The organism is Pacificispira sp. HM-600, assembly GCF_977993705.1.
Window position 1 is genome coordinate 1,034,322 of sequence record NZ_OZ388079.1, and the last position, 26,674, is coordinate 1,060,995.

Below are 26,674 nucleotides of genomic sequence, written 5' to 3' on the forward strand. Positions count from 1 at the left end.
CGGGATTGCCGGGTTGGACAGGCCATCTCTCCTCCCCCGCGGGCTGCGTGAGGCATCCGTCCCCGGAACGCCCCGCGAGTCCTCGGATGTCGCGCGCCGGCGGCAAGATGGGCGTCATGCCGCTTCGCTACACCACTACACCCACGCCGATCGGGATCGCGCTCGTCGTCGAGTCCGATGACGGACTGGCCGCGCTCCGTTTCGCGGAGGGCTCGCCCGAGCGCATGTTGGATCAGATCATGGCGGCGCGGCGGGAGCCCGCCGTGCGCGACGACGATGCCCTCGACCCGGCGGTGATGCAACTCGAGCAGTACTTTGCCGGCGAGCGCAGAGCGTTCGACATCCGGCTAGATCTCGCGGGCCTGACCCCGTTCACCCGCGCCGCGCTCGAGGCCATCCGTGAGATCCCGTATGGCGAGACGGCGGGGTACGGCGAGGTCGCCATAACCGCGGGCATCCCCCGCGCAGCACGTGCGGTCGGGACCGCATGCGCCAATACGCCGATCTCGGTCGTCATCCCAGTGCACCGTGTCGTCCGATCGGACGGATCGCTCGGCGAGTATGGCGGGCACCCCGAGGTGAAACGTGCGCTGCTCGCCCTCGAGTCGGGCATCGAGGGGGTTCTGCCGTGACCGACGCGCCCGCGGCGCCCTCGTCCGATCTCGTCGTCGGCGACGATGGGCTGGCTCGCCCTCGGTGGGCGGCGACCGATCCGCTGCTGCGGAGCTACTACGACGACGAGTGGGGCATGCCCGTCCGCGACGAACGCGGGCTGTTCGAGCGTCTGAGCCTCGAGGCGTTCCAGTCGGGCCTGTCGTGGGCGGTCATCCTGCGCAAGCGGCCGGGGTTTCGCGCGGCCTTCGCTGACTTCGATCCCGACACCGTCGCGGCTTACACGCCAGAGGATGTCGAGCGCCTGCTGGAGGACGCGACGATCGTCCGCAATCGCGCCAAGATCCTCGCCACGATCGCCAACGCCCAGGCGACCGTCGCGCTCCGCGGCGACGGCGGGCTCGCCGACCTCGTGTGGTCGTTCCAGCCCGATGCGACCCCGATGCCCCAGACCTTTGCCGAGATCCCCTCGACATCCGACGAATCGCGCGCGCTCGCGAAGGCGCTGAAGGCACGGGGGTACCGTTTCGTCGGTCCGACCACGGCGTTCGCTCTGATGGAGGCCGTCGGCATCGTCGACACGCACCTCATCGGCAGCCACCGTCGCGGTTCGAGCGGCGTGTGGCCCGCGTCGGCATAGCCAACGCGACTTGGGCCCGCGTCGGCATAGCCAACGCGACCTGGGGCGCTGAAATCCCCTTGGGGCGTGGGATTCCACGCCCCAAGGGGATTCTGTCGCCCCACGCCGAGTGGTCGGGCCAAGCAACTCGGCGAAACGCGCCGCTAGTGGTTCGTCGCCTTCTCGGCGCCGTAGCCGGTGAGCGATCGAACATCCATCTCGGCCGCGAGACGTCGATCCTCGGCCTTGCGCGACGTGACCGAACCGAGCCACCCGAGGAAGAACCCGAGCGGGATCGACACGATGCCGGGATTGTTGAGCGGCCACAGGGCCGTCCCAACCTTGAACACGCTCGTCTCGGTACCCCAGAAGACGGGCGACGCGACGATGAGGATGATGGCGGCACCGAGGCCGCCGTACATGCTCCACACCGCTCCGCGCGTCGTGAATCCGCGCCAGAACAGCGAGAACAGGATCGTCGGCAGGTTCGCCGAGGCCGCCACCGCGAAGGCGAGCGCGACCAGGAAGGCCACGTTCTGGCCCTGCACCCCGATGCCGCCGATGATTGCCAGCACACCGATCACGACGACCGTGCGACGGGCGACCTTGACCTCGCCATCGGGCGGCACGTCGCCCTTCTTCACGACGTTGGCGTAGATGTCGTGAGCGAACGATGCCGCCGCCGTGATCGTCAGACCCGCGACCACCGCCAGGATCGTCGCGAACGCGACCGCCGAGATGAACCCGAGCAGGATCGGTCCACCGAGCGCCAGTGCGAGCAGAGGAGCCGCGGAGTTGACCCCACCCGGGGCCTCGCGGATCACGTCCGGGCCGACCAGCGCCGCAGCGCCGTAGCCGAGAACGAGCGTCAGCAGATAGAAGAGTCCGATCAGCCAGATCGCCCACACCACCGAACGCCGCGCCTCTTTCGCCGTCGGCACCGTGTAGAAGCGCATCAGCACGTGCGGCAGACCCGCCGTGCCGAGCACCAGCGCGAGCGCCAGGCTGATGAAGTCCCACGGGTTCGCGCCGTACTGCAGGCCCGGTGCGAGGATCGCGTCCGGCGGCGTCGTGGTCGAGGCGTCCACCGCGGCACCGAGCAGGGTGTTGATGTTGAACCCGTTGATCGCGAGCACCCAGATCGTCATCACGATGGCACCGCCGATCAGCAGGAACGCCTTGACGATCTGGACCCAGGTGGTGCCCTTCATGCCACCGATGAGGACGTAGACGATCATGAGCACACCGACGACGGCGACCACGATCGACTGCCCGATCTGGTCGCTGATGCCGAGCAACAGCGACACGAGTCCGCCGGCACCGGCCATCTGCGCCAACAGGTAGAAGAAGCAGACCGCGAGGGTGGTGATGGCCGCCGCCATCCGAACCGGGCGCTGCGCGAGGCGGAACGACAGCACGTCCGCCATCGTGAACTTACCCGTATTGCGCATCAGCTCTGCGACCAGCAGCAGGGCCACCAGCCACGCCACGAGGAAACCGATCGAGTAGAGGAATCCGTCGTAGCCGTTGAGTGCGATGGCGCCACAGATGCCCAGGAAGGATGCGGCCGACAGGTAGTCGCCCGCGATCGCAAACCCGTTCTGGGGGCCCGTGAACGAGCGTCCGGCGGCATAGTAGTCCGCCGCCGTCTTGTTGTTGCGGCTGGCCCGGATGACGATGAACAGCGTGATCGCGACAAAGGCGCCGAAGATCGAGATGTTCAGGACGGGGTTGTTCTCGACCGTCGTGGAAGCGGCCTCGAGCGCCGCGAAGATGTCGTTCACGAGGTGGGCTCCTGCTTCTCGAGGGCATCACGGATGGCCTCGGCCTTTGGGTCGAGCTTGCGGTTCGCGAACGCGACGTACGCCATCGTGATCGCGAACGTCGTGACGAACTGGCCCAGGCCGAAGATCAGCCCGACCGTGACGTCGCCCCAGACGCGTGTGCCCATGAAGTCGGTCGCGAACGACGACAGCAGAACGTAGACGAAGTACCAGACAAGGAACGCGACCGCGAGGGGGAACACGAAGCCGCGTTGCGTTCGCTTGAGCTCTTGGAACGGTGCCGACTCTTCGACGGCGATGTAGTCGATACCGCTGGGCGGGGCAGATCTCGGATCACTCATGTGGCCTCCTTGCCATCCGTGCTGGACGAGCTCGAAGCTTCGCTGGTGATCGAAAAACCGTCCCGGAAAGCACAACCGATAGGCCCGATCCCGACCACTTTTGGTGGCTTCGGCTGGTGATAGGGTCGACGCTACGAAGGCGGCGACGATGCCGTCACCCCCGAAAGTAGGTAGTGATGCTTACCCAGGAAAGGTCTGCGGCCGACGCCGATGCACTGGCGGGTGCCGTGCGGGATCTGGCGCGTCAGACTCATTTCCCGGTGGCCTTCGGCGGAATCGTCAACGACGGCCGCGCCCGGATCGGAGCGATCGTCGGCAGCCGTACGCGCAGCCTCGACGGGCTCAATGTGCAGATCATGCGCGGGCTGGGTGGCCGCGCGATGGCCGAGTTGCGGCCGCGCGCAACGCCCGACTACGGCGCTGCACAGCACATCACCCATGACTACGATCGACACATCCTGGGCGAGGGCATCTCGAGCCTCTTGGCGGTGCCCGTGATCGTGGGTGGCCGGGTCCGCGCACTTCTGTACGGCGGCGCGTGGGCGTCGGCCAACGTGGGCGACGTGCTCATGAAACCGGCCTTCCAGGTAGCGGATGCGTTGGCCACGGAGTTGCGCGTGCGCGACGAAGTCGAGCGACGCCTGTCCGCCCTGGACGGAGCTACGGCGCCTGGCGCCACGGCAACCAGATCCACGATGTCGGGGCCGACGGGGGCACCCACGGCCGGCGCGGCGCCGCATCCGTCACTTCCCGCGGCTCACCGCGAGGAGTTGCGCGAGAGCTATGCCGAACTCCGCACAATCGCTTCATCCATCGCGGACCCGCTCGTACGCGCACGCCTCGCGCAGGTCGAACAGCGGTTGACCGTACTCTCGGGCGATGACAAGGGGTCGTACGCCACCCCGACCGTCTCGCTCTCGCCGCGGGAAACGGACGTGCTCGCGTGCGCGGCGATCGGCGCCACGAACGCGCAGATAGCAGCCCAACTCTCTTTGCGGGAGGGGACTGTCAAGGCGTATCTGTCGAGCGCGATGTCGAAGCTGGATGCTTCGACACGTCATGCGGCCGTGACGAAGGCGCGACGGAGCGGCTTGCTTCCCTGACGCGGGTGTGCTCTGACCGCGTGGACGACCCACACGATCCCGTTCGATGTGGTTCGCACCCGCTAAAGTGGCCTGATGGCCCGCAGAATCGTGCATCAACTCGTCGACGATATCGACGGGACCGTCCTCGACGCTGGAGAGGGTGAGACCGTCCTGTTCTCGCTCGACGGCATCGCATACGAGATCGACCTCACCGAAGCCAACGCCTCGGCGCTGCGCGACGCGCTGCAGCCGTACGTCGCAGCCGCGCGTTCCATCTCTTCTCGGTCGTCCGGCTCTCAGACCGCCGGGACGCGTGCTCGACGACGATCGGGCCAGCAGGACTTCGGGGCCATCCGCCAATGGGCTCGCGACAACGGCCACCAGGTCTCCGACCGGGGCCGCGTGCCCGCGAACGTCACCGAAGCCTTCGAAGCCGCGCAGGGGTCCTGAACGCAGACGGTCGCAACATGGGAATCTCCTCCGCATAGGCGTGTGAGGTTGCAAGCCACACCGATTCTCGGAATCGTGGCCACCTCGACGAACGGAAGGAGAGCAGCATGCTGACACTCACCGAGAACGCGAGCATGGCGGTCAAGTCCATTGTGGAGCAGGTGCCCGACGCCCCCGAGGGGGGTCTGCGCATCCGGGACACGGGTTCGGCCGAGACAGGATTTGAGCTGGGCATATCGCCGCAGCCCGAGACGACCGACGCGGTCGTCGAGGTTGAGGGCGCGCGCGTCTTCCTCGACGCCGGCGCCGCACTGGCACTCGACGACAAAGTCCTCGACGCTCAGATGGAGCAGGACGGCTCCGTCCGTTTTGCTCTCGCCGTACAGAGCTGACACATCGCAGCACCGTAAAGGCCCCCGTTCTCTTCCGAGAGGCGGGGGCCTTTACGGCGTTGCAGCACCTCAGTCGCGGTCGGCCGGTTCCGTCCGGAACCGCTGAGTTTGTGCGTGCCATCGCACCAGGGCTTGATGAGCGAGGCGCCGCACCGGCAGAGGGCGACGGTGCGCCGCTGAGGCTCGATGACGAGGCCGTCGGCGTCGATGATCTCGACCCGACCTCGAACGATCAGCGGGCCGTCCGGATAGGCCTCGATCGAGGGCGTCCGCCCCGCCGAGTCGTTGCTGCCTGTCATCCGTCCGTCCTCACACATCGCGAAGCGAGCTGCGGCCGCTCTCGAAGGCCGCGAGCATGTCGTCCCCCACCCAGCCGTCCACGGTGAGGCAGGCGGCGGCACCGAACATGATGTCCTCGAGAAGGTCCGGTTGCTCCTCGGCGAGTCCACCCGCGAGGTCCCGGCCCGCGATCTGTTCGTGCACAGCGTCGGCCTCGACATGCTCGTCGAAATAGTGGGTGGCTTCGGGACCGAAGCCGAGGCGGCGGAAGCCGTCGCCGTACATGCGGTTCGGCAACGACGAGGTCATCTCGAACGCCGCGAGATGACCGACGATCGCACCGACCAAGCGCCGGTTCAGACCGAACATCGACATCATGTTGAGCGAGGCCAGGGTAACCGCGGGCACGGCGTCCAGATACGCCCCGTAAGTATCGTCGAGCCCCGCGGCTCGTACTGTTCGCGCGAAGATCCGCGAGTGCATCCGCGACAAATCTCCGGTGCCGTACTCGTCTGACTGGATCTCGACGAGGGCTGCCTTGGCCGCGCCCGTCAGGCGAGGTATCGCCCAGGAGTGCGGGTCGGCCTCGCGAAGCGTGTAGATGCTGCGCTGAATCAGGAACTCGCGCAGTTGCTCGTCCGTGGCCATCTTCGCGACGAATCGCGACAGACTCGGACCCGGTTTCGGGGCCGTCAGCGCGAACAGCGCACGAGCGACAGCATCCCGCGTGGGTGCCGGCCGATCGGGCATGTCGACACGCTCGCGCAGCGTCTCTTCGAAGGCGCGCTCCAGCATGCCGCGCGCGGCAATGAGCATCGGGTGCCACTCCCAACCTGCGTCGATGACTTCGAGCGACCCGTAGTGGCCCGCATAGAGCAGGAACAGCGCGAGCTGGATGTCGTCATCTCGCACGATATCCGTGCTGACCTCGAGCGCTCGAGCAGCCGTGCCCGCCACATCGCCCGCCTCGGAAAGCGCCGGGTCCGTCCGCAGGACCTTGAGAAGCTGTGCGCTCAGGGGCCCACGTGGCGCGAAGGACACGGTTTCGACGGAGAGATCGGGGGCGACGGTTGTGTTCACGTCACCATCGTCCCCCGGCCCGCGATTGCCGTCGGGGGGCTTGACAACCGCCCTCAGAGGGTGCCCGGCAGAGCTTTCACCGACAGCGAGGCCCGACGGGTCGGATGCGGGAAGGCCTGAGCCTGGGGTGCGTGAACGGCGTGCGGTTGTCAAGCCCCGGACATCCGTTCCGAGCCGCGCCTAGGGTTGCACCACTCCGTCCTCACGGGCGGTGCGATCGACACGAGGAGGAACGCGATGAGCGGAAACACCGGCGATACGCACAACACCCACGGTGCCGCGGAACAGGACGAGACGGGCGCCCGCGACCAGGCCGACACGGCATCGGGGGGCTCGCCCGAACAGCCCGACACGACAGACGATCAGGGTCGTCCGGTGGACAACCCGTCGGGAGGGTGAGCCATGAACGCAGACGACAAGACCCGCTTCGCGGCGGGCGAGAACGACGAAGGCCCACCCCCGCCGCGGTCGACCGATCTTTCGGATTCCGGCCTCTCGGAAGATGAGGCGGTCGAGAAGGATCGGTCCTACAGCCCGGCGAGTGAAAACGAGACCGAGCACAAGCAGGACGACCCGCTGCCCGAAACCATCGATGACGACATCGACGAGGACGACATTCGCGTCGTCCCGGGCACCGGCGGACCGGATGACGTCGGAGATGTCGACGTCGACCCGGCCGATCTGAACATGCCGGGTCGCGCGTAGACACCGCGTCCGTCCGCGGACTTCGCACCACGCACGACTACTGACAACTCTGAAGGAGTACGACCCATGAGCCAGATCATCGAGACCATCGACGTCGACGTTCCCGTCCGTGCCGCCTACAACCAGTGGACGCAGTTCGAGTCGTTCCCGCACTTCCTCGACGAGGTCGAGTCGATCACGCAGAAGGACGAGACCCACACGCGCTGGAAGGTCAAGATCGGCGGCGTCGAGCGCGAGTTCGATGCAGAGATCACCGAGCAGCACCCGGACGAGCGCGTTGCCTGGAAGAGCACCGGCGGCGACACCCACCACGCGGGCGTCGTGACGTTCCACAAGCTGAGCGACAACGAGACGCGCGTCACCGTGCAGATCGATTGGGAGCCCGAGGGCCTGCTCGAGAAGGCCGGCTCGTTGATCGGTGTCGGCAAGCACGCCGTCAAGAAGGACCTCGAGAACTTCAAGAAGTTCATCGAGTCCCAGGGTTCTGAGACGGGCGCGTGGCGGGGCGACGTCGAGGCTTGATCCTCACGGGAGCTTCGGCTTCCCTGTGCTGAACCGTCGCGAATGGCGGGTGCGGATGTCTCGCACCCGCCATTCGCGTCGAGCGAGCCGGTACATGGGCGCCTTCGACTACGCTCACGGCATGAGCTTGACCCGCACGATCGCGCGGTGGCTGCTCGGCGCGGCGCTCGTCTTCGCTGGCCTCGGACACCTCACGTTCGCGCGCGAATCCTTCGTGGCACAGGTACCGCAATGGCTTCCGCTGCCGGTCGACTTCGTGGTCGTCGCATCCGGGATCGTCGAGATCTTGCTGGGGCTGTCGCTGATCTTGCTGGCGCGCCATCGGGTGCTGATCGGATGGATCGTCGCGGCGTTCTTCGTCGCGGTATTCCCGGGCAACGTCGAGCAGTTCATCAGCGGCACGGATGCCTTCGGTCTGAACAGCAACCTCGCTCGCGGCATCCGCCTGCTCTTCCAGCCCCTCCTTGTGATGTGGGCGCTCTGGTCGACCGGAGCGTGGCGAGCTTGGCGGGCGCGCCGTGTCCGCGCGGCGCCGGGCTGACCCGCTGACAGAATCGCCTCATGCCGAGCTGGCTCCTCTTCACCATCGTCATCGTGGTCTTCTCGCTTGTCGCGACCTGGATCGTCCGTCGTCTGCTCGACATTGAGGTCGGGTGGCTGCGGACGTTCGTCACCGCGCTCGTCGTGTTCCTCCTGGCATCGCCGGTCGCGATCTGGACGCTGAACGAGACAGGCGTCTACGCGGACGGACGATTCGTCTCGACGTGGGCTGTGTCCCTCGCTTTTGTCGCGCTCACCGTCGGATGGATGTTCGCCGCGGTCGTGATCGTGGTCCTGACGCTCGAATTCCTCTGGCCCTCGCACCGCATGCGTAATCCGATCAGCGTGGTGCGGGATGCCATCCGCCGTCGTGACCGGGCGCGGCGCTACCTGCAGATCGTGGCGATCGGGTCCCGCAACGGCCTGACGTTCTACGAGAGCCGTCGCCGAGGGGACGGCGAACTGCCCACCGCACTGGTCTCGGCGATGAACGAGGCCGGTGTGACGTTCGTCAAGCTCGGCCAGGTGCTCTCCTCGCGTGAGGACGTCCTTCCGCCCGCCCTGGTCGTCGCCCTCTCGACCCTCCAGATGGACTCGTCGCCGATTCCCTGGGCCGAGGCCCAGGCGGCGATCATCGATCAACTGGGGGTGCCGATCGAGCAGGTGTTCGCCGAGATCGATTCGACACCGCTCGCCGCGGCATCCGTCGCCCAGGTCCATGCTGCGCGTCTGATCAGCGGCGAGGACGTCGTCGTGAAGATCCAGCGCCCACGAGCACGAGCACAGGTCACGACCGACCTCGACATCCTGGACCGGTTGGCGTCGGACGCGGAGGCCCGCACCAATTGGGCGAAGGATTACGGGCTGCACGCGCTTGTCACCGAGTTCGCCCGGGGCCTGCGGGAAGAACTCGATTACCGCACCGAGGTCGCGAACAGCGAAATGCTGCGAGCAGCGATCGCGGGCAACCCCGACTCGCGACTGCGCATTCCCCGGATGTTCCGCGACTACTGCAGCGACCGGATGATCGTGCAAGAGCGTGTGGGCGGCACCCCGTTCAGTCGTCTCCAGCCCGGCGCGCTCGCCCACGACCGGGCCGTCGAGATCGCGGATGAGCTCGTCGAATCCGTCGTCGATCAGATCGTCGTGCGCGGAATATTCCACGCTGATCTGCACCCGGGAAACCTCATTCTGGATGACGAGCGGGAATCGGACGGCTCCAGCACCATCACGTTGATCGACTTCGGCTCGGTGGGCATCGTCGAGAGCAGCATGCGGCGCCTCCTCGTGCCGATGCTCATCGGGATGGCGAACGAAGACGACGCGGCGGTCACCGATGTGGCCCTGTTGATGTGCGGGCGACCGGCGGGCGACTTCGACGAGGTGGCCTTGCAGCGCGACATCGGAGTCATCCTCACCCGGTTACACAACGCGCGCGCCGACGAGAACGTCTTCCGGCTGCTGCTGGACGTGCTGCGCCGGAATCGGATGGCACTGCCCCCGTCGCTTCTCCTCGTCTTCCGCACCCTCGCCTCGCTCGAGGGCACCTTGCGCAAGCTCGTCCCGGGCTACGACATGGTCGGGCACGCGCTGCACATCGCACCTCGGTTGGCGCGGTCGCTGGTCTCGCCGACGAAGGCGCTGCTGAGTGCGCAAACGTGGTCGTCGCTGCTGATCGAGCAATCGCGCAGGCTGCCGCGCCGGCTCGAGCACGTAACCCGGTCGCTCGACGACGGGACGATGTCGGTGCGGTTGCGCACCTTCGAGACTCCCGACGAGCGTTCGTGGGTGGACGGGCTGCTCGGCCGCCTCACGATGACCGCGATCGGCATCGCGCTCATCATCTCGGGAATCATCCTGAGCGTCGACGACGGTGGCCCCATGCTGACGGGTGACGTTCCGGCGTTCGCTTTCCTCGGCAGCATCGTGGCGCTCGGCGGCCTGCTGCTGCTCCTGCGGAGCCTGCGCTCAGCCCTCAAGCGTCGGTGGTGACGGCAGCGTCAGCCCGCAGCGGCCCGTAGGGATCAGATGCCCTCGCTTTCGAGCCCGCGCTAGTCGCGTAGCGCCGATGCGCCGTTTAGGCAAGGCCCGCCGCAGAGAATCTGTCGGCGCGTATAAATGCTCGTATGAAGCTGATCAGCGCCTTGAGTCGCGCGTGCTCCTCCGGCGGCAGCGAGGCGATGTGCTCTTGGATGTGCGGGTTGATGCCTTCGTGAATCAGCGGCACACGAGCGGAGTGGCCGATGAGTCGAAAGGCGAGCTGGTCGGCAATGCGAGTGTCCATCGCGGTATTCCCTTCTACGGTCAGGCGAAACCTGAGTTGCGGTTGACTGCGAACGGGGCCGCCATCGCGACGCGCGTGACCCGGACGTACACCGTGCACTGCCCGGAACGCCCGGCCGAATGCCTCGGCCGACCCGTACCCGTAGGGCACCGCGATTCCCATCAGGTCACCGTCCCCCAGCACGTCCGCCGCGGCGACCGACATGCGGCGACGTCGGACGTACTCCGACAGCGGCATGCCAGCCAACGACGAGAATATCCGTCGTAGGTGATACTCCGTCCTGCCGAGGCTGGTGGCCAACGAGGCGACGTCCATCTCGTCATCGAGGTGTTGCTCGATGTAGTCGACGACGCGGTTGAGGACGGCGATCATGGCTTCCCCCTTACGACATCCAGCCTGCTCGTCCCCGCACGTCGGCACCCGATCGTTGAAGACCGATTCGGTCGGGTCGGGACAGGGCCGCGGTCGACTCACTCCGGACGGCGCGAGTGATCGTCCACGTCAGGCCGCGCCCGCAGCACGATACGGGCCGTCGCCGCCGGGTCGAGTCGGTGCATGACCGCTTCGGGAACGACCACGAGCTCGGCACCATCCATCTCTTCGATAAAGCGCCCGGATAGCGGCCCCACGCGAAGCCGCATACAGCGCGAGGACCGCGCCGGACGAGTGTCCGAGGACGATCCTGCCGACCCCTCCATCTTCGCTGTCGCCCAGTCATGACGGACAGGATGGGTCAGGCGCCCCGGGGCCGGCGCCAGCGCCGTCGGTATCATTCGAGCTATGGTCTTCGCGAATGCTGGCTCGCTCGGCGCTGCGCCCGGCATACGGGACGCGCTCGTCGCGCATCTGACGCGAAGAAGCCGCGCCCTGGCGGAGGTCGGATGCCTCGCCTACGAGGTAGGCACGAATGACGACGACCCCGACACCGTCTTCGTGATCGAACTGTGGGAAAACGCGGACGCGCACCGCCGGTCGCTCACGCTGCCGGAGGTTCGGGCGTCGATCAGCGAAGCACGGCCGCTGCTCTCGGGCACGTTCGGGGGCTTCCAGTTCGACGTCGTGGGGTCGCCGCTCCGGGATTGACCACTCCCGCTCCGACGACGTCGGGAGGGAACGCGGCGTCACCGCCCGCAGGCACTGAGTGAGTCCGACCGTCGCGCGGCGGCGGCGTGGGCTGCCCGGTTGTCGAACGGATGCCGGCAACGTCGTTCATAATCGACGCATGTCATATTCCGTAGAACGTCGTTCCAATCCGTCTGCTTGGGCTGCTTTCTGGATCGCGTTGGCCGGTCTGGTGCTCATGCCCATCCCGCTGTTCATCGGGCTGATTCTGGGCGGCGGCCTCTCCATCGTCGCCGCGATTCTCGCCGTGATCGCCCTCCTGAAGGGCCTGGCTCGCAGCGGCAAGGGCATCGCCCCGGTCGTGTTCGCCGGGATCTTCATCGCGCTGACGTGGGGCGGCATCTCGATCGGCGGCGGCACGATCTGGTAGGTCGCCGAGCGAACGGGCCCGCGGACGTCAGCCCACCCGCGCGAAGACGCCGAGGCCGTTCGGCTCCTGATCCGGCCCGGGGAACTTGTTGAAGTAGGTCAGGGTCACCCCCGTGATCTGTCCGCCCTCTCGGACGAAGACCGCCGAGGAGAGCGACCCCGGGAGCGCATTCTCACCGGTCGGCACGAACGACAGGGTGTCGCCGTCCCAGGGGTCGATCTCGAACGTGTAGCCGCCCTCGGGGCCGAGTGCACCGGTGAGTGTGCCGTTCTCTTCGGTCACGACGAAGTCGCCGAAGTAGGGGCTCGTGTACGTGCCGACGTAGTCCGCGGCCGGACCCGCGGCCGCGGCATCCGCAGGGGCCGTCTCGCCGACGAGGTCGCCCGCCGGGTCGGCGAAGTGCGCGAATTGGGCGGGCCACAGCTCCAACCAGGGCCGCGTCTCTTCACCGAACTGCACGAGGTCGACGAACTCCGAGGCGATCGCCTCGGGAACTCCCGACGGCGCACCGTTCGTCAGGACGACGATTCCGACGTTCAGGTCGGGGATCATTGTGGCGTTGGTGGCGGTACCCCATCCGAATGCGCCGGAGTGGCTGATATTCACGCGGCCCGTCACCGTGGCACCGACGTTCGCGCCGAAGCCATAGTGCGACGTGCGCGATGTCAAGTTCTTGGCATCTCCACCGGTGATCGAATGGGCGGAGTAGGTCTTCGCCAGCACGAGCGGATCGATGAACTCTGCGCCGTCGACCTCACCGTTGGCCAACACCATATTCATCCACTTCGCGATGTCGCCCGCGGTGGAGGCGACGCCGCCGGCCGGGGCCTCGGCGTCGGCGTCACGGTCGAAGAGCTGCTCGTACTGAGCATCGCCGGTGCGCGCGTGCATTGCTGCGCGATCATCCGCCGCGAGGTACTCGTCGTGCACGGTGGTCGTGGACGTCATGCCGAGTGGCTCGAACAGCAACTCGTGCGCCGTCTCGGCCCAGGTCTGCCCGCGCGATGCGGCGACCGCCTCGCCGCCCACCGTGAGCCCGAAATTCGAGTACTGGTAGGTGTCGCGAAATGACGCCAGGGGGATCTGGTCCATGTGAGCCATGATGTAGTCGACATCGAAGCCGATGTCTTCGAGGTCATCGCCACCACCTGTCGGAATGCCCGTGCGGTGTGAGAAGAAGTCGGCGATCTTCGCATGCTCCGTCACGTATGGATCGTTGAGCGCGAAGTCGGGGAGGTACTCGATGACCGGATCTTCCCAGGACAGTTCGTCGTCCTCGGTGATGGCTTTGGCTACGACGCTCGATGAGAGCGGCTTCGACAAAGACGCGATCTGGAACACGGTGTCGACATCGACGGGTTCACCTGTCGTCATGTCCCGCACGCCGTATCCCTCTTCGAAGACGACCTCGCCGTTCGAGACGACGGCGACTGCCGCGCCGGGCACACCTGTCTGTTCGAGGGCCTTCTCGATGAAAGCGGGCAGCGCATCGACAGCCGCAGCCACGGCCGTGTCGCGATCCGTGTAGAGATTTATGACGTCCTGGTTAGGGGCCGCGCCGAGGGCAACGGATAGACCGCTCGCTGAGGACTTGTCGTCGTCCGCCGCGAAAGTGCACCCCGCCATTCCCACAACGAGTGCTGCCGCCGTCGAGACGGCGACGACACGGACGATGCCCTTGTTCGTGCTGCTGGTCATACCGCTCATGCCGCTGCTCCCGTTGACTGTTCGATGGCGGACCCATGGCTCCCTATGTCCACCTACGGAGCCATGGGCCCAGAGTCCCCCCACAGTCGCCAGTGTGACTGGACGGAAGCGGACAGCACAACCTCCTCTTGCGGCCATGACCTCAAGAGGACGTCCGGATGCGGCCACATGCGCCATGATGGTGTCCACACGTGGTCTGGAGGTCGACATGGACGATCGGGCGCTTCTCGAACTGATCTACCGCAGCCGTCCGCAGACGGTGGCGGAGCTCGCCACAATCGCGCACGCCGATGAGACTGAGACCGCCGCCACTGTTGCGCGTCTCGCGCGGGGCGGGGCGATCTCGGTGCGCGATGGCGCGATCGCGTACGCGACACCAGCCGTATGGACGGCCGACGTCGTCGAAGGCGAGATTCGTGCGATGCGGCAGAAGGCGGACGAGGCGACGACGCGCATCGAGGCGCTCGTTGCGGATCTTCCGGCACTGCTGCGTCATTGGGCTGTGGGCGAAGCATCCGGTGACGTCGTTCCCGTGTTCGTGCGACACGGGCCGCGGGCGGCAGAAGACCTCTGGTACGACATTGCACGGCAGCAGACCGACACCGCTTGGTCGGTGCTTCCCGATCTCGGACGCTTTCTGCAGACTGATCCCGCGCGCGCCAGCCGGTTCGCAGAGCTGTTCGCCGGCAAGCGATCGGTGCGGGCACTCGTCCCGCGGTCGATGGCCGAGGATGCCCGGCTCGTGGCGATCGCCGAGCGCTACGCGACCGTCGGCGTGGAGTTCCGCCTTCTCGACGACCTGCCCAGTTGGTTCTGGATCGACGGGGATGTGCTCGCCCTGCCCATCGAATGGGGCGAGGGGTGGCCGTCGAGCGTGGTCGGCGTGCGGAGTGCGTCGCTCGCCCAGCTGGGGCGAAGCCTGTTCCGCGAGCTCTGGCGACGCGCCGAGCCGATCGGTGGTGCGAATCAGCCGTGGACGCCACTTCTTGCGCTGATGAAGCAGGGCGTCACGCTCGACGCAGCATCTCGCAGGCTCGGGATCAATCCGCGAACGGGCCGTCGTCGCATTGCGGCGGCGATGGAGCAGTACGACGTGTCGACGTTGTTCGCCTTGGGTGTGGCGTGGGCCGCGGATGGAACGCCCACCGCACGCTGAGCGGCTCGCCCATCGTGTCGGGCCTTTTCCCGACACGAGTGCTTCGACATCGTCGGCGCCCCGCCTAGCCGAGGCTTGACCGCCTCGCCCTGACTTGCACGCCCCCTACTCGAGCAGCTTGCCCGCGAGGGCAACTTCCTTCATCAGGTCGGCGATCTCGGCAGGGATCGGCGGGATCGACTCGCGGGTGATGCCGCGCGACGGAGACCAGACGAGGTTGACCTGCAGTTCGGGGTCCATCTCCGGGTAATCGCTGCGGTTGTGGCATCCGCGGGTCTCACGCCGCTCCAGGGCGGCTTCGAGGGTGGCCCGAGCCGCAAGGACCGCGGACTTGAGGTCGAACGCGTGAGCGAGATCCTGGAAGCCCGCGATGTCGGGGTGTACTCCGATGTCGGCGATGCGCGCTTCGATCGCGGCGAGTTCGGCGAGGCCCGTCAGCAGCCCCTGCTCGTCGCGCACCACCCCCGCGTGCTCCGTCATGGTGTTGCGGATCGCTCGCTGCAGAGCACGCACGTTTTCGGTGCCCGAGGCGGCGAGCAGGTAGGCGATCTCGGCACGGGCGACGTCGACGGCCGCGGCGGAGCGCACCTGCGCGGGCAGGGCAGCGGCATAGTCAGCGGCGGCCTGTCCGACGATGCGCCCGAAGACGAGCAGCTCGATGAGCGAGTTGCCGCCAAGCCGGTTGGCGCCGTGCAGACCCGAGGACGCTTCGCCGATCGCGTAAAGACCGGGCACATCGGTGGAGTGGTCTTCGGGCCGCACCCACACGCCGCCCATCGAGTAGTGCGCGGTGGGCGCGATCTCGATCGGATCGGTGGTGATGTCGAGCATCTGCAGCTCGAGCATCGTCTGGTAGACCCGGGGCAGCCGGGTCATGATGGTCTCGCGCGGCAGGTGCGAGATATCGAGCCACACTCCCCCGTTCGGGGTGCCGCGGCCCTCTTTGATCTCGGTATAGCAGGCGAGTGCGACGCGGTCGCGGGTCGAGAGTTCGAGCCGCTCGGGGTCGTACTTGTGCATGAAGCGCTCGCCCAGACCATTGCGCAGGATGCCGCCCTCTCCGCGTGCCGCCTCAGAGATGAGCGTGCCGGCGGCGTTCTCGGGCTCGATGATGCCGCTCGGGTGGAACTGCACCAGCTCGGGGTCCCGCAGCCTTCCGCCGGCCTCGACGGCCAGACGGAACGAGTCGCCCGTGTTCTCGTCGCGCCGCGACGAGGTGCGGCGCCAGATGCGGTTGTGCCCTCCGGCAGCGAGGATGACAGCATCCGCCCGAATGAGATAGCGGGTGCCGTCCTCGATGTCGAAGCCGTACGCGCCGAAGACCGCGCCGTTTTCGTTCACCAGAATGCGCGTGACGTACACGGTGTCGAGGATGGGAACGTTCAGCTGAGCCGCCCGATTGACCAGCGTGCGCTGGATCTCGAGGCCGGTGTAGTCGCCCGCGAACGCGGTGCGACGGTAGGTATGGGCACCGAAGAAGCGCTGCGAGATGCGGCCGTCGTCTTCGCGGGCGAAGGGCATGCCGTAGCGCTCGAGGTCGTCGATGCCCCGCGCGGCGCCCGAGGTCACGATCTCGACCGTGTGCGGGTTGGCGAGCAGGTAGCTCTCTTTCAGAGTGTCGGCGGCGTGCTGCTGCCAGCTGTCGTCGGGATCCATCGTCGAGAGGGCGGCGTTGATGCCGCCGGCGGCGAGGGAGGTGTGCGCGTCGGACTTGGCGCGCTTGCCGAGGGCGAGCACATCGACGCCGGCTTCGGCGAGTTCGATCGCTGCGCGCAAGCCCGAGCCGCCCGTGCCGATCACGAGGACGGTGGTGGAGATCTGGCGTTCGGAAGTCGTCATCCTGCAAACGTAGGTCGGGCGCATCCATTACTCCAATGCATATATATAGTCATAGCGATAGCAGTAATCTATGGACGTGAACCTCGAGCAACTGCATGCGTTCGTCACGGTCGCCGAGCTCGGAAACTTCACCCGGGCAGCCGATCGCTTGCACCTCGCGCAGCCCTCCCTCAGCCGGCAGATCGCCACGCTCGAGCAGGACCTGCGCACTCCCCTGCTCCATCGCGCACGCGCGGGAAGCACTCTGACTGTTGCCGGAGAGACGCTCTTGCCGCTCGCGCGCAGGATGCTGGCGGACGCGGAGACGGCTCGACGCGAGCTGGCCGAACTCTCTGGCATCGAGCGAGGTCGGGTTCGCCTGGGTGCGACGCCGACCCTGTCGATCAGCCTCGTCGCCGAGGCGCTCACCGTATTTCACTCAGCCCATCCTCGAGTCGATCTCCACCTCTCGGAGCACGGATCGCGGCGCCTGCTCGACGAGCTCGGCAGCGGCGAGCTCGACCTGGCGCTGATCACGACGTCGGGCACCACGGCCGCCGAGCGGTTCACCGTGCTGCCGCTGCTCGTCGAAGAGCTCGTGGTCATCTCGTCGCGCGATGCACCGTCGGTCACAGCGGGTGACAGCATCCGCCTCGATGAGGTCTCGAAGCTGCCGCAGATCGTCTTCAGCTCGACCTACGACCTGAGGCGCGAGACCGACGCGGCGTTCGCGGGCGCCGGCCTGGTGCCCGACGTCGTCGTGGAGGGCGCGGAGATGGATGCTGTGCTGCGCTACGTCGAACGAGGCCTCGGCGTCGCCATCGTGCCGGCGATGGTGCTGGTTGAGCGACCGGGGCTGCGCTCGGTGCGGCTCACCGAACCCACGCTCACGCGGACCATCAGCATCGCCCGCCCGTCAGAGTTCCCGTCGTCGGCCGCGGCTCAGGTGATGGAGCGGACGATCACCGCCACGGCGGCGGAGTTCGCCGCGCGCTCGGGCGCGACGATGCGCGTGGCGCATCAAGAGCGATAGCCGGGCCTCGGCATGAGCGCCGCACTCGGGTCGGGTCCGATTCCGCCGCGCAGATCGAACAACTCGGCCTCGATGTGGTGCGCGCGGTGGCTGCGCGCGTACCGCCGAACCCACCGCACCAGGGGCGTCGGGCCGCAGATGACGACGTGCGCTCCCGCGAACGCGCCCGCCGACGTGTCATCGAGGGCAGTCGGGGTCAGCGGCGTGCCGTTGCGTGATTCGAAGTAGTGCACGATGACGCGTCCCTGCGCTGCGGCCGCGTCGATCGCTTCGCGCGCGTGAGCTTCGGTCGCGGATCGCACGGCATAGAGCAGCGTCGGCGGATGCATGCCTGCCGGCGGAGGATGTGCAAGGGCCGAGAGGAACGGGGTAATACCCACTCCCCCGGCGACCCACACAACCGGTCGTCCCCTGCGCGGTAGAAGCCGCAGCCGACCGTACGGGCCCTCGACGATCGCCTGATCCCCGACGCGTGTGTTCGCGGCAACACTCGATGTCCAGTCCCCGAGTTCGCGGATCATGAAGGTGAGTTCGGGATCGTTCGGCGCCGACGCGATCGAGAACGGGTGGGGCTCAGACATCCCCGGGGCACGGAGCTTGACGAAGGCGAACTGGCCCGCGCGTCGACGCAGGGGGCGACGGAGCGGGCTGAGTCGCACCTCGACCGAGCGAACGTGCGGAATGACCGCCGTAACCCGGTGCGCTCGTCCACGCACCGCCATGTCACGCCACACGACGCGCGCGAGGTAAGCGGCGACGCCCGCCGCGATCACCACGAAGAACCACAGCCCCCACGCCGACATGTTCGCGAAAGGTTTCTCGGCCGTGATCATGTGGAACGACGCGAAGGCGAACGGCACGATGAGCAGCTTGTGTGTGAACCGCCAGATGCGCCACGGCAGGGCGCGCAGGATGCTTGCCAACACCAGCACGTACAGGAACGGTTCGGCGAGGCCCGCCAGATCGTTGCCCGTCTCGGCAAGGTTCTCGCTTGCCCCGGCGACGCCCCCGCTCTCGAGTTCGTTCTTCGACTGGACGTGCCACCACATCAACACGACCGCGACAATGCCGAGCCAGCGATGGGCGACGTAGACGCGGTCAAGCCCGCCGAACGCCCACTCGCTCCAGCCGAGACGGATCGAGAGCAAGAACGCCCAGGCCATCGCCAGGATGGAGGCGGTTCCTACATAGAGTCCCAGACCATCGCCATCCGCATTCACGAAGGGAATCGCGCTTGCGGCAAAGGTCGCGACGACGGTAACCGGACCGAGCAGGTGGGATGCCTCGACCGGCACACCGAGATCGGGTACCCAATCCCGGGGGCGTCCCAGCAGGGCGGATGGCCGGGTGGATCGGGGGCGCACGCCGGACGGATTCGTCACGCGGACGAGCCTAGGTGGCCGACGCCGGGAGTTACCCGATCATGCTGGTCAGCGCGCCCACGCGTGCGTACCATCTCGAAGCCTGCCCGCGCGAGTAGGGTCGCGCGGGAGGCGAAGTCTGCTTCTTCGAGGGGCACCTGAAGACGTGCTCGACGGTTCAGATGAGATGGTGCGCGACGGCGTAGGCCGCGGCGCTTGCACGAGAGCCGAGGCCGAGTTTGTCGAGGATGTTTGCGACGTGTCGGTGCACCGTGTGCTCGCTGAGCACGAGCTCGGCAGCGATCTCGGAGTTGGTTCGACCCGCGGCGACCAAGCGAAGCACCTCTCGCTGCCTGCGGGTGAGCGCCGGCGCGCCGACCTCGTCAGCCAGGCGGAGTCGCACGCCATCCACGTCCGCGGTCGCGCCGAGATGCTCGAAGGCGAGCAGCGCGGCTCGGAGTTGCTCGCCAGCTCCGGTCCCGTCGCCGGCGTCGCGCAGACGCTCGGCGAGGACGATCCGCGACTGCGCGGCCTCGTACTGCAGCCCGACAAGGGTGAATCGCTCCACCGCTTCCTGTCCGTCAGCGATCGCCGCGCTGCCTCCGACTTCGGCGCGCGCCGCCGCGGCGAACGCGAGGAGCGGGTGGGTGCCGACCAGCGCGGCCGTCGCCGAAAGCTCGGCCGCGAAACCCTCGGCCGCATCCATTCGCCCAATCGCGACCGCCGTCGACACTGCCGTTGGCAGCACGCCAGCACGGGCGAGACGGTTCGCCCGTGGGATGCGGTCGAGCAGGCCACCGATCAAGGACCAGGCCGCCGCCGTCTCGCCACGAGCCAGCCGTAGCCGGGTGCGGCCGACGATCGCCGTGGTCTGGAACTCCGCCTGATCGAGCAGCTCGTTCGCCTCGGCCGTGCGACCCTGGCGTCGGCGGAGCTCGCCGAGCTCGGCGAGCGCCTCGAAGCGCGACTCGCGCCGTGAGGACGCGAGCCGCTCGACGAGCGCCGTCAGCTGCTCATCCGCCGTGGCCCACGTGCCGCGCGAGATCTGCACGGCGGCATGCTGGATGCGGCATTCCGACGTGAGCGGCGAGAGCCCGAGCTCTGTGGCGAGACGTTCCACCCGTTCACACCACGCCGCGGCGCGTTCGATGTCGTGCGTCTCTCTGCACGCCACGATCAGCCAGCAGCAGATCTTGCCGAGCCACATCAGGTCTCCGACATCCCCCGCAGTCGCGGCGGCCACCGCGGAATCGAGACGCGTGAGTCCGTCGGCTATCTGGCCGAGTGCGACGAGCGCGAGTCCTGAGTACGCGGCGCCGGCGAACGAGAGGTCGGGATCTGCGAGCGCGTCGCCGAGACGTCGCGCGGTCTCAGCAGCGTGGAATGCGCGTTCGGCATCGTGGTCGACGTTGAAGGCTATTTCCGCCTCGCGCACCGACAGCCAGCCGGACTCCGTCGATGCCGGAAACGGGGCGAGCAGGTCGGCAGCGAGGCCGAACCAGCCGCGCGCGATCGCGGCGCCCTGCCCGAAGAGCACGGCATCCCAGGCCAGCGCCGTCGCCGCACGTGCCGCGCCACGGGCGTCTCGCGTGGCGCGATACCCGCGGTAGGCGCGCTCTCGCGCCGCGAGGCATCCGTCCCCGTCGTCGAGCCACCAGAGGGCTTGGCCCAGACCTTCGAACGCCGCCGTGGCATCTGTCGAGTCCTTCAGCCGCTCAAACGCCGATGCCGCGATGGCCCAGCGGCCGCTGCGAAGGAGGCTCTGCGCGTCGACGAGCGTGTCAGTGGCCACGGCACATCCTCCCCACAACCGTGTCTCGTGCGCAAACATGGCCCGTACGGGCCTTTCGAGATCAGCTCACTCGTCTCAGGCTGAGGACATGAGCGACTTCCGATATCAGACCGCCCTTGCCGCCGCGCACACGCACGCGCTGGAGTGGCTCGGTTCGCTGCACACGCGACCGTTGCCTTCGCGCCTCGACGAGGCGGCGGTCGCGGCGTCGCTCGGTGAGCTGCCTGACGGACCGGAAGACGTCGCGACAACGATCGACCTGCTCGCCGAGCGGATGGAGCCCGGCCTGGCAGGAATGGGTTCGGGACGATTCTTCGGCTTCGTGATCGGTGGAACGCACCCCGCCGCCCTGGCCGCCGACTGGCTGGTCTCGGCCTGGGATCAGAACGCCGCGATGCGCGTCACGACGCCGGCTACGGCCGCAGCGGAGGAGACAGCCGGCCGTTGGATCCTCGACCTGCTCGGCCTGCCACAGGGCTCATCCGTCGGATTCGCGACCGGCGCGACGATGGCGAACTTCGTCGGGATCCTCGCCGCGCGTGGCGAACTGCTGCGTCGGCTCGGATGGGACATGGACCGAGGGCTCGCGGGCTCGCCGCAGATCCGGGTACTCGCCGGCGAGGAAGTCCATCTGTCGCCCGGAGCCGCCCTGCGCTACGCGGGACTGCCGCAGCCCGAGCTCGTCGCCGCCGATGCCCAGAGCCGCATGATCCCGGCCGCCCTCGAGGCGGCGCTCGCCTCCTCCCCCACGCAGCCGACACTTGTGCTGCTGCAGGCGGGCGACATCCACTCCGGCGACAGCGACCCGTTCGCCGAACTCATCCCGATCGCGCACCGCTACGGCGCGTGGGTGCACGTTGATGGAGCCATCGGACTCTGGCAGGCGGCGTCACCGTCGCTACGGCATCTCGTGGCCGGGGTGGAACTCGCCGATTCGTGGACGACCGACGCACACAAGACACTCAACGTGCCCTACGACTGCGGCCTGATCATCGTGCGGGACGAGCGGGCTCACCGCGCAGCGACGGCCATGCACGGGCCGTACATCGACGACTTCAACGACGGGCTCGGCCAGCCTTTCGACTACGTGCCGGAGATGTCGCGCCGCGCCCGTGGCGTACCCGTGTGGGCTGTGCTGCGTTCCCTCGGCCGGAGCGGAGTCGCCAAGCTCGTGGACCGGATGGCCCTCCGCGCACGCGAAATCGCCGCGGGCATCGCGGCAATCCCGGGCGCGGTACTGCTCAACGACGTCGTCTTCACGCAGGCATCCATCGCCTTCGAGTCCGATGAGCGCACCCGTCGTATCGTCGCCGCCATCCTCGACGAGGGTGAGGTCTGGATGTCCGGATCGCAGTGGCATGGGCGTGCGGTCCTGCGCATCTCGGTGTCGAACTGGCAGACGAACGAGGACGATGTCGAGCGCGCCGTCGCCGCCGTCGCCCGTGCCGTTGCCCGCGTCGAGTTGGGCGTCAGCCCACCGCGTCACCCAGCGAACCCGCTGATGAGCGCCACGTAGTTCGGATTACGGGACCGATGCACGATGTCCGCGCGTCAGCGTGCCGACATCCGGCGAATCACCGATGCATAGGAGTCCAGGGCATCGAAGATGCCTCGATGCTGCCAGACGCGGCCGCGGCTCTTCCCCGTGGTCTCGGTGAGCACCTCCCGCTCAGTGAGCGAATCGAGCGCGCGAAGCGCGGCCATTTCACCCAGGCCAAGCCTGTTGGTGAGGTACTTGAGATTCACGGCGGGCTGGCCGACTAGGTTGGGCAGGATCTTCCACGCCGCGGCGTCCGCGCGGATGCCCGCCATCTTCGCGCGGGATTCGTCGAGCTGATCGACGAGATCGTCGACGAGGTGTGTGCCCGTCGTTGCCGCAATCCTGCTCGCGTTGGCGAAGTCGCGGATAATCGGACCGGCGTCACCGTCACGGAACGAGTTGAGGGCGTCGAAGTAGCGGCGTACGTCAACGAGGAGGCCAGCCGAGATCGGCACAGCCGTCGACCGCACCAGACCCTTGTTCCGCAGAATCGACTGCGCGAGCGCACGGCCGGTTCGACCATTCCCATCCGGGAACGGGTGGATCGTCTCGAACTGTGCGTGCGCCACAGCGACCTGCACAAGCACAAGTACGTCTTGACGCTTCACAAAGTGGACCAGGTCCTCGACTGCACCGGGAATGCGGTCATGATGCGGTGCGACGAAGCCGGCGAGGCGAGGGCCGGCGTCACCCCGTCCGATCCAGACCTGCTCGGCGCGGAATCGGCCCGCGTCCTCGGGAGGGAAGCCCGTCTCGTGGAGCATCAGGGCCTTGTGCATCGCGAGGATGGAGTCCTCGTTGATGTCATCTGCCAGCTCTAAAGCGGCTTCCATGGCGCGGACGTTGCCAACGACGGTGAGCGCGTTCGCCTTGTCTCCCTCGTCGATCTCGGCGAGGGCGAGCTGTTTAGCAGAGGTCGTCAGCTGCTCGATCTGCGAGCTCGAGGCAGACTCCGTGCGCAGCAGGATCGCGGTCATCGGGCCGAGGGCGGGATTGCCGATACCCAGCTTCCGCTGCGCGTGCCGGTCGAACTCGACCAGCTGCCGAGTCGCATCCTCGACGTTTGCCGAATCCTCGCTCGAGATGAGCGGCGACCAGGCGCTTATGCGCGGCGTGACCGCTGCATCGTATGGTCCGGTCTGTCGCTCCACCTCGGCTCGCGAGTGCATTGCGGGCGCGCGCGGCCTCCAGTTGAACGTCTCAAACGTGACCGCATCAATTGGGACGACATTGTCGGTAGGTGTGGCCATCAACCCACATTACCAACATATAGCGTGATAAATGTTAGTAAAGATGGTTCTTGCTCACGACTACGACCGTCGCCACACCGATCAGCGCCCGGCCACAGCCAACCTTTCACTCCGCTAAGCAGAATGCTAACCATGGCTGAACCTCCGTTCTAAGGGAGTTCGGTGCGCTCCTCGAAGTACACCGGCGAGAACGGATGATCGGGAGTATAATATGACTTTCAGGTCATAATCTGCGGAGGGGGTGCTCACGTGACTACCGCTTCGACACTGATTCGAGCTGCTCGCAAGAGTCATCGGCTCACCCAGCAGCAACTCGCTGAGCGCGCTCACCTCGACCAAAGCCGAGTGTCGCGGTCCGAACGTGGACGCGAGACCGAGTTCAGCACCGTTGAACGACTGCTCGCTGGCGCCGGGCACCGTCTGTACGCGGCACCGACCCGACGGGACGATGCCGCGACAGTTGCTGTCGAGATTCGCGAACGGCTCCGCGCGAAGGACAAAGACCGCGCTCTTCGTGCGCTGATTCAACTCAACGACAACCTCGTCGCCGAGCAAGGTCTCGTGCGCGGAGTGCTCGGACTCGCCGAGCCGGAGTCCACGCGGGACGCAGCATGGGATGCCGCGATCGCCGGACTCGTTGCGTGGCGTCTCCACCAGGCAGGGCTACCGGCGCCGGACTGGGTGAGTGCACCCGGGCGATATCTCACCACCCCACGGACTCTCGACATCGACCGCGCTGACCCCACGCCTCCCCTATCCGTGGTGCCCGACGAGTTTGCGCGGCGAGGCGTTCTCGTTTGGCGTGACACGTTCGCGAGCCTCTGAGAATGTCTACGTCGCTGGACCGCGATGACATAATCGGCGGCCTTCGAGATTTGATTACCGCGCTGCAGGCAGCCATCCGGGACGCGGCCATTCGCCTTGTCGAAGGTGCCGCGCTGGCGCTTCGCTGCGCACACTGAGCACACACCCGGGATCAGGCGGGCGGGAATGCCGCCGCTAAGCGCGCGTGAATGGCGTGGATGTCGGTGACTGCCTCTGTACCTTCGGTCAGGCGCTTGAGCAGCAGTTTCGGCCACAGCACGTCGATTTCGTTCACGGTGAATGCTCCGCCGATGAGCGGCCAGTCTGCTTCAACGAAGCAGAGCGCACCTCTCACCTGTACGTCGGTATCGGGCAGCGCGGCGGACACCCTTTCGACCTGCGAGCGCACTCCGTCGACGAGTTTGGTCTTGTCGCGCCCATTAAGGCGCAACGTCTCGGCCCGTGGTCGGATCAGTCCGCCCTCCACTCGCAGGGCGGGACGCTGCCCCTTGTATCGCTTCGCGTCGATCACCCATACCCCGGCCGGGGTCACGACGATGTGATCGATGTTCGCGCGCGTGCCAGGAATGCGGCGATCGTGAAGCACCCGAGCAGAGTCAGGCAATTCTTTGAGTTTCTCGGCGAGGATCTCCTCTCCGATCGCACCACCTTGCCACGCCCTTGTGCTTTGGGGGTCGTCGGAAAGCGCAAGGATGAGTCCCCCAAGCTTCGGATGATTGGTGCGGATGCGTTGCTCTCGGGCGTCCCTTCGGCGTGCATGCTCACGGCGCGCGGATGCTCCGGCAACACCTTCGCTCACCGCGGCGGGCTCTGGCTCGCAGGTCACGCAACGCACTGTCTTTGAGTGACGCCCGTAGATTGCGTCGGTTCCCGTCGACAGCGTCGCGCCGCAGAGTCGGCATGTTCCGGCGTACCGCAACCGCATCCGCTTCTCGTCTTGCCCCGGCTCGAGCGTCACGGCTCGACGCTAGCAGCGGGCGCGATCAACCTCAGGTCAGGCCACCCCTCACAGCTGTCCGACCGCGGCTAACCTTCGCTCATGGACGTTGACGCGACGGATGCCTCCACTCTCGTGGGAGACCCCACGCAGATGCATGCCGACTCACTCGCTCGGTACTTCGCAACGATGAAAGACATCGCGGTAGACCTAGATCGTCTGGCCAGAGCGGAGGTCCCACCCACGAGTCCGCTTGGCACCGATCAGCGCACAGCCCGTGAAGAGGGCGGCAGTCTGGTGCTGACTCAGTACATCCAGGAACGGGCCGCGACCGCAGCGAGGTACTTGTTCGAGCTTCACAGTTCGACGCTCGAGGCCGACCCGGGTCAGCTGACTCTGGACTTCGTTCTGCTCTATCCCACGATGCGGGGGGCCGTCGAGAACAGCGCGGCCCTGACCTGGCTACTCGGCCCGGAAGACCGTCTGGTCCGGCTAGAACGGTTCATTCGGCTACTTCGTCGCGACGTCGGTCAGTTCGTCGCCAACAACAAGCGCCTCGCCGCGTCACGCGAAGACTCCATGCCCGTTCCCCCAGAAATGTTTGACCAACTCGCCGCGGCCATGAAAACCCAGGGCCCCCTCGCCACGAATTACCTCGACAGCGCGGCCAGCGCGATAGGACTTGATGTTCGTGCGACGCAACAGCAAGTGCAGACCGCTACTCCCCTCACCGGCGTCTACGGCGAGAACAGCTTGCCGCATGTCGTCTGGCGCTTCCTCAGCGACCTCACCCACTTCTCTTTCTCCATCATGAAGAACCAAGAAATCGCGGAGGCAGAAGGTGGAGGACCAGTCAGGATCGCATCGCTCCGACTATTCACAACGACAACCACCCTGACCGCGCGAGACGCCCTGCGAGCGCTCGAGCAAGCCACACGCCCCGGGTCGCACCCGTAAAGCATGGCGGCGCCCCGAAGGGATCCCGATCTACACATCAAACGTAAGCGGCGTATCCGCAGCGCGTCGGCATGGGAAAGTCAGAGCTCGTCGGCCACGAATTAGGGCGAATG

The 26,674-nt window shown here is 67.0% G+C and carries 29 protein-coding genes; 17 read left to right on the forward strand and 12 right to left on the reverse strand.

What is annotated here, in order from left to right:
• The first annotated feature begins 86 nt into the window (after window positions 1–86).
• A complete protein-coding gene (locus tag ACXZ1E_RS04820; RefSeq protein ID WP_458042279.1) occupies window positions 87–632 on the forward strand; it encodes a methylated-DNA--[protein]-cysteine S-methyltransferase in 546 nt (181 codons plus the stop codon).
• Window positions 629–1,252: a DNA-3-methyladenine glycosylase I gene (locus ACXZ1E_RS04825; protein ID WP_458042280.1), complete on the forward strand. Its 624-nt coding sequence runs from the start codon at window positions 629–631 to the stop codon at window positions 1,250–1,252. The genes ACXZ1E_RS04820 and ACXZ1E_RS04825 overlap by 4 nt, the downstream gene beginning before the upstream one ends.
• A 143-nt stretch (window positions 1,253–1,395) precedes the next feature.
• Here the strand turns inward: ACXZ1E_RS04825 and ACXZ1E_RS04830 are convergent, their stop codons facing one another.
• Both ACXZ1E_RS04830 and ACXZ1E_RS04835 read right to left on the reverse strand, forming a co-directional pair.
• Entirely contained in the window at window positions 1,396–3,015 is a 1,620-nt protein-coding gene (locus tag ACXZ1E_RS04830; protein ID WP_458042281.1) for a solute symporter family protein, read from the reverse strand.
• Window positions 3,012–3,356 carry a DUF485 domain-containing protein gene (locus ACXZ1E_RS04835; RefSeq protein WP_458042282.1) on the reverse strand — a complete coding sequence of 115 codons (345 nt, stop codon included), beginning with the start codon at window positions 3,354–3,356 and terminating at the stop codon, window positions 3,012–3,014. The genes ACXZ1E_RS04830 and ACXZ1E_RS04835 overlap by 4 nt, the downstream gene beginning before the upstream one ends.
• Before the next feature lie 176 nt (window positions 3,357–3,532).
• Between ACXZ1E_RS04835 and ACXZ1E_RS04840 the strand changes: the two genes are divergently transcribed.
• The 3 genes from ACXZ1E_RS04840 to ACXZ1E_RS04850 all read left to right on the forward strand — a co-directional run bounded on the left by ACXZ1E_RS04840 (window position 3,533) and on the right by ACXZ1E_RS04850 (window position 5,283).
• The gene (locus ACXZ1E_RS04840) at window positions 3,533–4,459 is read left to right on the forward strand and encodes a response regulator transcription factor (protein WP_458042283.1); all 927 of its coding nucleotides are present in this window, start codon (window positions 3,533–3,535) and stop codon (window positions 4,457–4,459) included.
• Window positions 4,460–4,534: 75 nt separating this feature from the next.
• Window positions 4,535–4,891 (forward strand): histone-like nucleoid-structuring protein Lsr2, encoded by a 357-nt coding sequence (locus tag ACXZ1E_RS04845; protein ID WP_458042284.1) that lies wholly within the window; start codon window positions 4,535–4,537, stop codon window positions 4,889–4,891.
• Between the two features lie 107 nt (window positions 4,892–4,998).
• Window positions 4,999–5,283 (forward strand): Fe-S cluster assembly protein HesB, encoded by a 285-nt coding sequence (locus tag ACXZ1E_RS04850; protein ID WP_458042285.1) that lies wholly within the window; start codon window positions 4,999–5,001, stop codon window positions 5,281–5,283.
• Here the strand turns inward: ACXZ1E_RS04850 and ACXZ1E_RS04855 are convergent.
• Together ACXZ1E_RS04855 and ACXZ1E_RS04860 are read right to left on the reverse strand one after the other, a co-directional pair.
• Window positions 5,232–5,600, reverse strand: a complete 369-nt coding sequence (locus ACXZ1E_RS04855) for a CDGSH iron-sulfur domain-containing protein (protein WP_458042286.1) — start codon at window positions 5,598–5,600, stop codon at window positions 5,232–5,234. The genes ACXZ1E_RS04850 and ACXZ1E_RS04855 overlap by 52 nt on opposite strands.
• A complete protein-coding gene (locus tag ACXZ1E_RS04860; protein WP_458042287.1) occupies window positions 5,593–6,642 on the reverse strand; it encodes an iron-containing redox enzyme family protein in 1,050 nt (349 codons plus the stop codon). Before ACXZ1E_RS04860 ends, ACXZ1E_RS04855 begins: the two co-directional genes overlap by 8 nt.
• Before the next feature lie 237 nt (window positions 6,643–6,879).
• Between ACXZ1E_RS04860 and ACXZ1E_RS04865 the strand changes: the two genes are divergently transcribed.
• From ACXZ1E_RS04865 to ACXZ1E_RS04885, 5 genes are all read left to right on the forward strand, one after another.
• The gene (locus ACXZ1E_RS04865) at window positions 6,880–7,041 is read left to right on the forward strand and encodes a hypothetical protein (RefSeq protein ID WP_458042288.1); all 162 of its coding nucleotides are present in this window, start codon (window positions 6,880–6,882) and stop codon (window positions 7,039–7,041) included.
• Window positions 7,042–7,044: 3 nt separating this feature from the next.
• Window positions 7,045–7,347 carry a hypothetical protein gene (locus ACXZ1E_RS04870; protein WP_458042289.1) on the forward strand — a complete coding sequence of 101 codons (303 nt, stop codon included), beginning with the start codon at window positions 7,045–7,047 and terminating at the stop codon, window positions 7,345–7,347.
• Window positions 7,348–7,413: 66 nt separating this feature from the next.
• Entirely contained in the window at window positions 7,414–7,869 is a 456-nt protein-coding gene (locus ACXZ1E_RS04875; protein WP_458042290.1) for an SRPBCC family protein, read from the forward strand.
• A gap of 121 nt (window positions 7,870–7,990) precedes the next feature.
• Window positions 7,991–8,410: a DoxX family protein gene (locus ACXZ1E_RS04880; protein ID WP_458042291.1), complete on the forward strand. Its 420-nt coding sequence runs from the start codon at window positions 7,991–7,993 to the stop codon at window positions 8,408–8,410.
• 20 nt (window positions 8,411–8,430) lie between these two features.
• Complete coding sequence (locus tag ACXZ1E_RS04885; RefSeq protein WP_458042292.1) at window positions 8,431–10,401, forward strand: ABC1 kinase family protein; 1,971 nt, start codon at window positions 8,431–8,433, stop codon at window positions 10,399–10,401.
• An 85-nt stretch (window positions 10,402–10,486) separates the two neighbouring features.
• Here ACXZ1E_RS04885 and ACXZ1E_RS04890 read toward each other — a convergent pair whose 3' ends face one another.
• A complete protein-coding gene (locus tag ACXZ1E_RS04890; RefSeq protein WP_458352057.1) occupies window positions 10,487–11,065 on the reverse strand; it encodes a helix-turn-helix domain-containing protein in 579 nt (192 codons plus the stop codon).
• A gap of 98 nt (window positions 11,066–11,163) precedes the next feature.
• Window positions 11,164–11,322 carry a hypothetical protein gene (locus ACXZ1E_RS04895; protein ID WP_458042293.1) on the reverse strand — a complete coding sequence of 53 codons (159 nt, stop codon included), beginning with the start codon at window positions 11,320–11,322 and terminating at the stop codon, window positions 11,164–11,166.
• A 151-nt stretch (window positions 11,323–11,473) separates the two neighbouring features.
• Here ACXZ1E_RS04895 and ACXZ1E_RS04900 point away from each other — a divergent pair, with 151 nt between their 5' ends.
• Together ACXZ1E_RS04900 and ACXZ1E_RS04905 are read left to right on the forward strand one after the other, a co-directional pair.
• Window positions 11,474–11,776 carry a putative quinol monooxygenase gene (locus ACXZ1E_RS04900; RefSeq protein WP_458042294.1) on the forward strand — a complete coding sequence of 101 codons (303 nt, stop codon included), beginning with the start codon at window positions 11,474–11,476 and terminating at the stop codon, window positions 11,774–11,776.
• Window positions 11,777–11,915: 139 nt separating this feature from the next.
• On the forward strand, window positions 11,916–12,185 hold the full coding sequence (locus tag ACXZ1E_RS04905) for a hypothetical protein (RefSeq protein WP_458042295.1): 270 nt from the start codon (window positions 11,916–11,918) through the stop codon (window positions 12,183–12,185).
• 27 nt (window positions 12,186–12,212) lie between these two features.
• Here the strand turns inward: ACXZ1E_RS04905 and ACXZ1E_RS04910 are convergent, their stop codons facing one another.
• Window positions 12,213–13,892: a serine hydrolase gene (locus ACXZ1E_RS04910; RefSeq protein WP_458042296.1), complete on the reverse strand. Its 1,680-nt coding sequence runs from the start codon at window positions 13,890–13,892 to the stop codon at window positions 12,213–12,215.
• Between the two features lie 175 nt (window positions 13,893–14,067).
• On the opposite strand from ACXZ1E_RS04910, the gene ACXZ1E_RS04915 reads away from it, so the two are divergent.
• Entirely contained in the window at window positions 14,068–15,048 is a 981-nt protein-coding gene (locus tag ACXZ1E_RS04915; RefSeq protein ID WP_458042297.1) for a hypothetical protein, read from the forward strand.
• A 105-nt stretch (window positions 15,049–15,153) separates the two neighbouring features.
• On the opposite strand, the gene ACXZ1E_RS04920 is transcribed toward ACXZ1E_RS04915, so the two are convergent.
• The gene (locus ACXZ1E_RS04920) at window positions 15,154–16,887 is read right to left on the reverse strand and encodes an L-aspartate oxidase (RefSeq protein ID WP_458042298.1); all 1,734 of its coding nucleotides are present in this window, start codon (window positions 16,885–16,887) and stop codon (window positions 15,154–15,156) included.
• Between the two features lie 70 nt (window positions 16,888–16,957).
• Between ACXZ1E_RS04920 and ACXZ1E_RS04925 the strand changes: the two genes are divergently transcribed.
• A complete protein-coding gene (locus tag ACXZ1E_RS04925; RefSeq protein WP_458042299.1) occupies window positions 16,958–17,899 on the forward strand; it encodes a LysR family transcriptional regulator in 942 nt (313 codons plus the stop codon).
• Here the strand turns inward: ACXZ1E_RS04925 and ACXZ1E_RS04930 are convergent.
• Entirely contained in the window at window positions 17,887–19,281 is a 1,395-nt protein-coding gene (locus ACXZ1E_RS04930; protein WP_458042300.1) for a ferric reductase-like transmembrane domain-containing protein, read from the reverse strand. The two genes, ACXZ1E_RS04925 and ACXZ1E_RS04930, sit on opposite strands and share 13 nt — an antisense overlap.
• Before the next feature lie 157 nt (window positions 19,282–19,438).
• Entirely contained in the window at window positions 19,439–21,052 is a 1,614-nt protein-coding gene (locus tag ACXZ1E_RS04935) for a LuxR C-terminal-related transcriptional regulator (RefSeq protein ID WP_458042301.1), read from the reverse strand.
• An 88-nt stretch (window positions 21,053–21,140) separates the two neighbouring features.
• Here ACXZ1E_RS04935 and ACXZ1E_RS04940 point away from each other — a divergent pair, with 88 nt between their 5' ends.
• Complete coding sequence (locus ACXZ1E_RS04940; protein ID WP_458042302.1) at window positions 21,141–22,568, forward strand: pyridoxal phosphate-dependent decarboxylase family protein; 1,428 nt, start codon at window positions 21,141–21,143, stop codon at window positions 22,566–22,568.
• 35 nt (window positions 22,569–22,603) lie between these two features.
• Here the strand turns inward: ACXZ1E_RS04940 and ACXZ1E_RS04945 are convergent, their stop codons facing one another.
• Complete coding sequence (locus ACXZ1E_RS04945) at window positions 22,604–23,842, reverse strand: Fic family protein (protein WP_458042303.1); 1,239 nt, start codon at window positions 23,840–23,842, stop codon at window positions 22,604–22,606.
• A gap of 249 nt (window positions 23,843–24,091) precedes the next feature.
• On the opposite strand from ACXZ1E_RS04945, the gene ACXZ1E_RS04950 reads away from it, so the two are divergent.
• The gene (locus ACXZ1E_RS04950) at window positions 24,092–24,667 is read left to right on the forward strand and encodes a helix-turn-helix domain-containing protein (RefSeq protein ID WP_458042304.1); all 576 of its coding nucleotides are present in this window, start codon (window positions 24,092–24,094) and stop codon (window positions 24,665–24,667) included.
• Between the two features lie 151 nt (window positions 24,668–24,818).
• Here the strand turns inward: ACXZ1E_RS04950 and ACXZ1E_RS04955 are convergent, their stop codons facing one another.
• Window positions 24,819–25,625 carry a nuclease-related domain-containing protein gene (locus ACXZ1E_RS04955; RefSeq protein WP_458042305.1) on the reverse strand — a complete coding sequence of 269 codons (807 nt, stop codon included), beginning with the start codon at window positions 25,623–25,625 and terminating at the stop codon, window positions 24,819–24,821.
• Between the two features lie 81 nt (window positions 25,626–25,706).
• Here ACXZ1E_RS04955 and ACXZ1E_RS04960 point away from each other — a divergent pair, with 81 nt between their 5' ends.
• Window positions 25,707–26,561 (forward strand): hypothetical protein, encoded by an 855-nt coding sequence (locus tag ACXZ1E_RS04960; protein ID WP_458042306.1) that lies wholly within the window; start codon window positions 25,707–25,709, stop codon window positions 26,559–26,561.
• Window positions 26,562–26,674 lie beyond the last annotated feature (113 nt).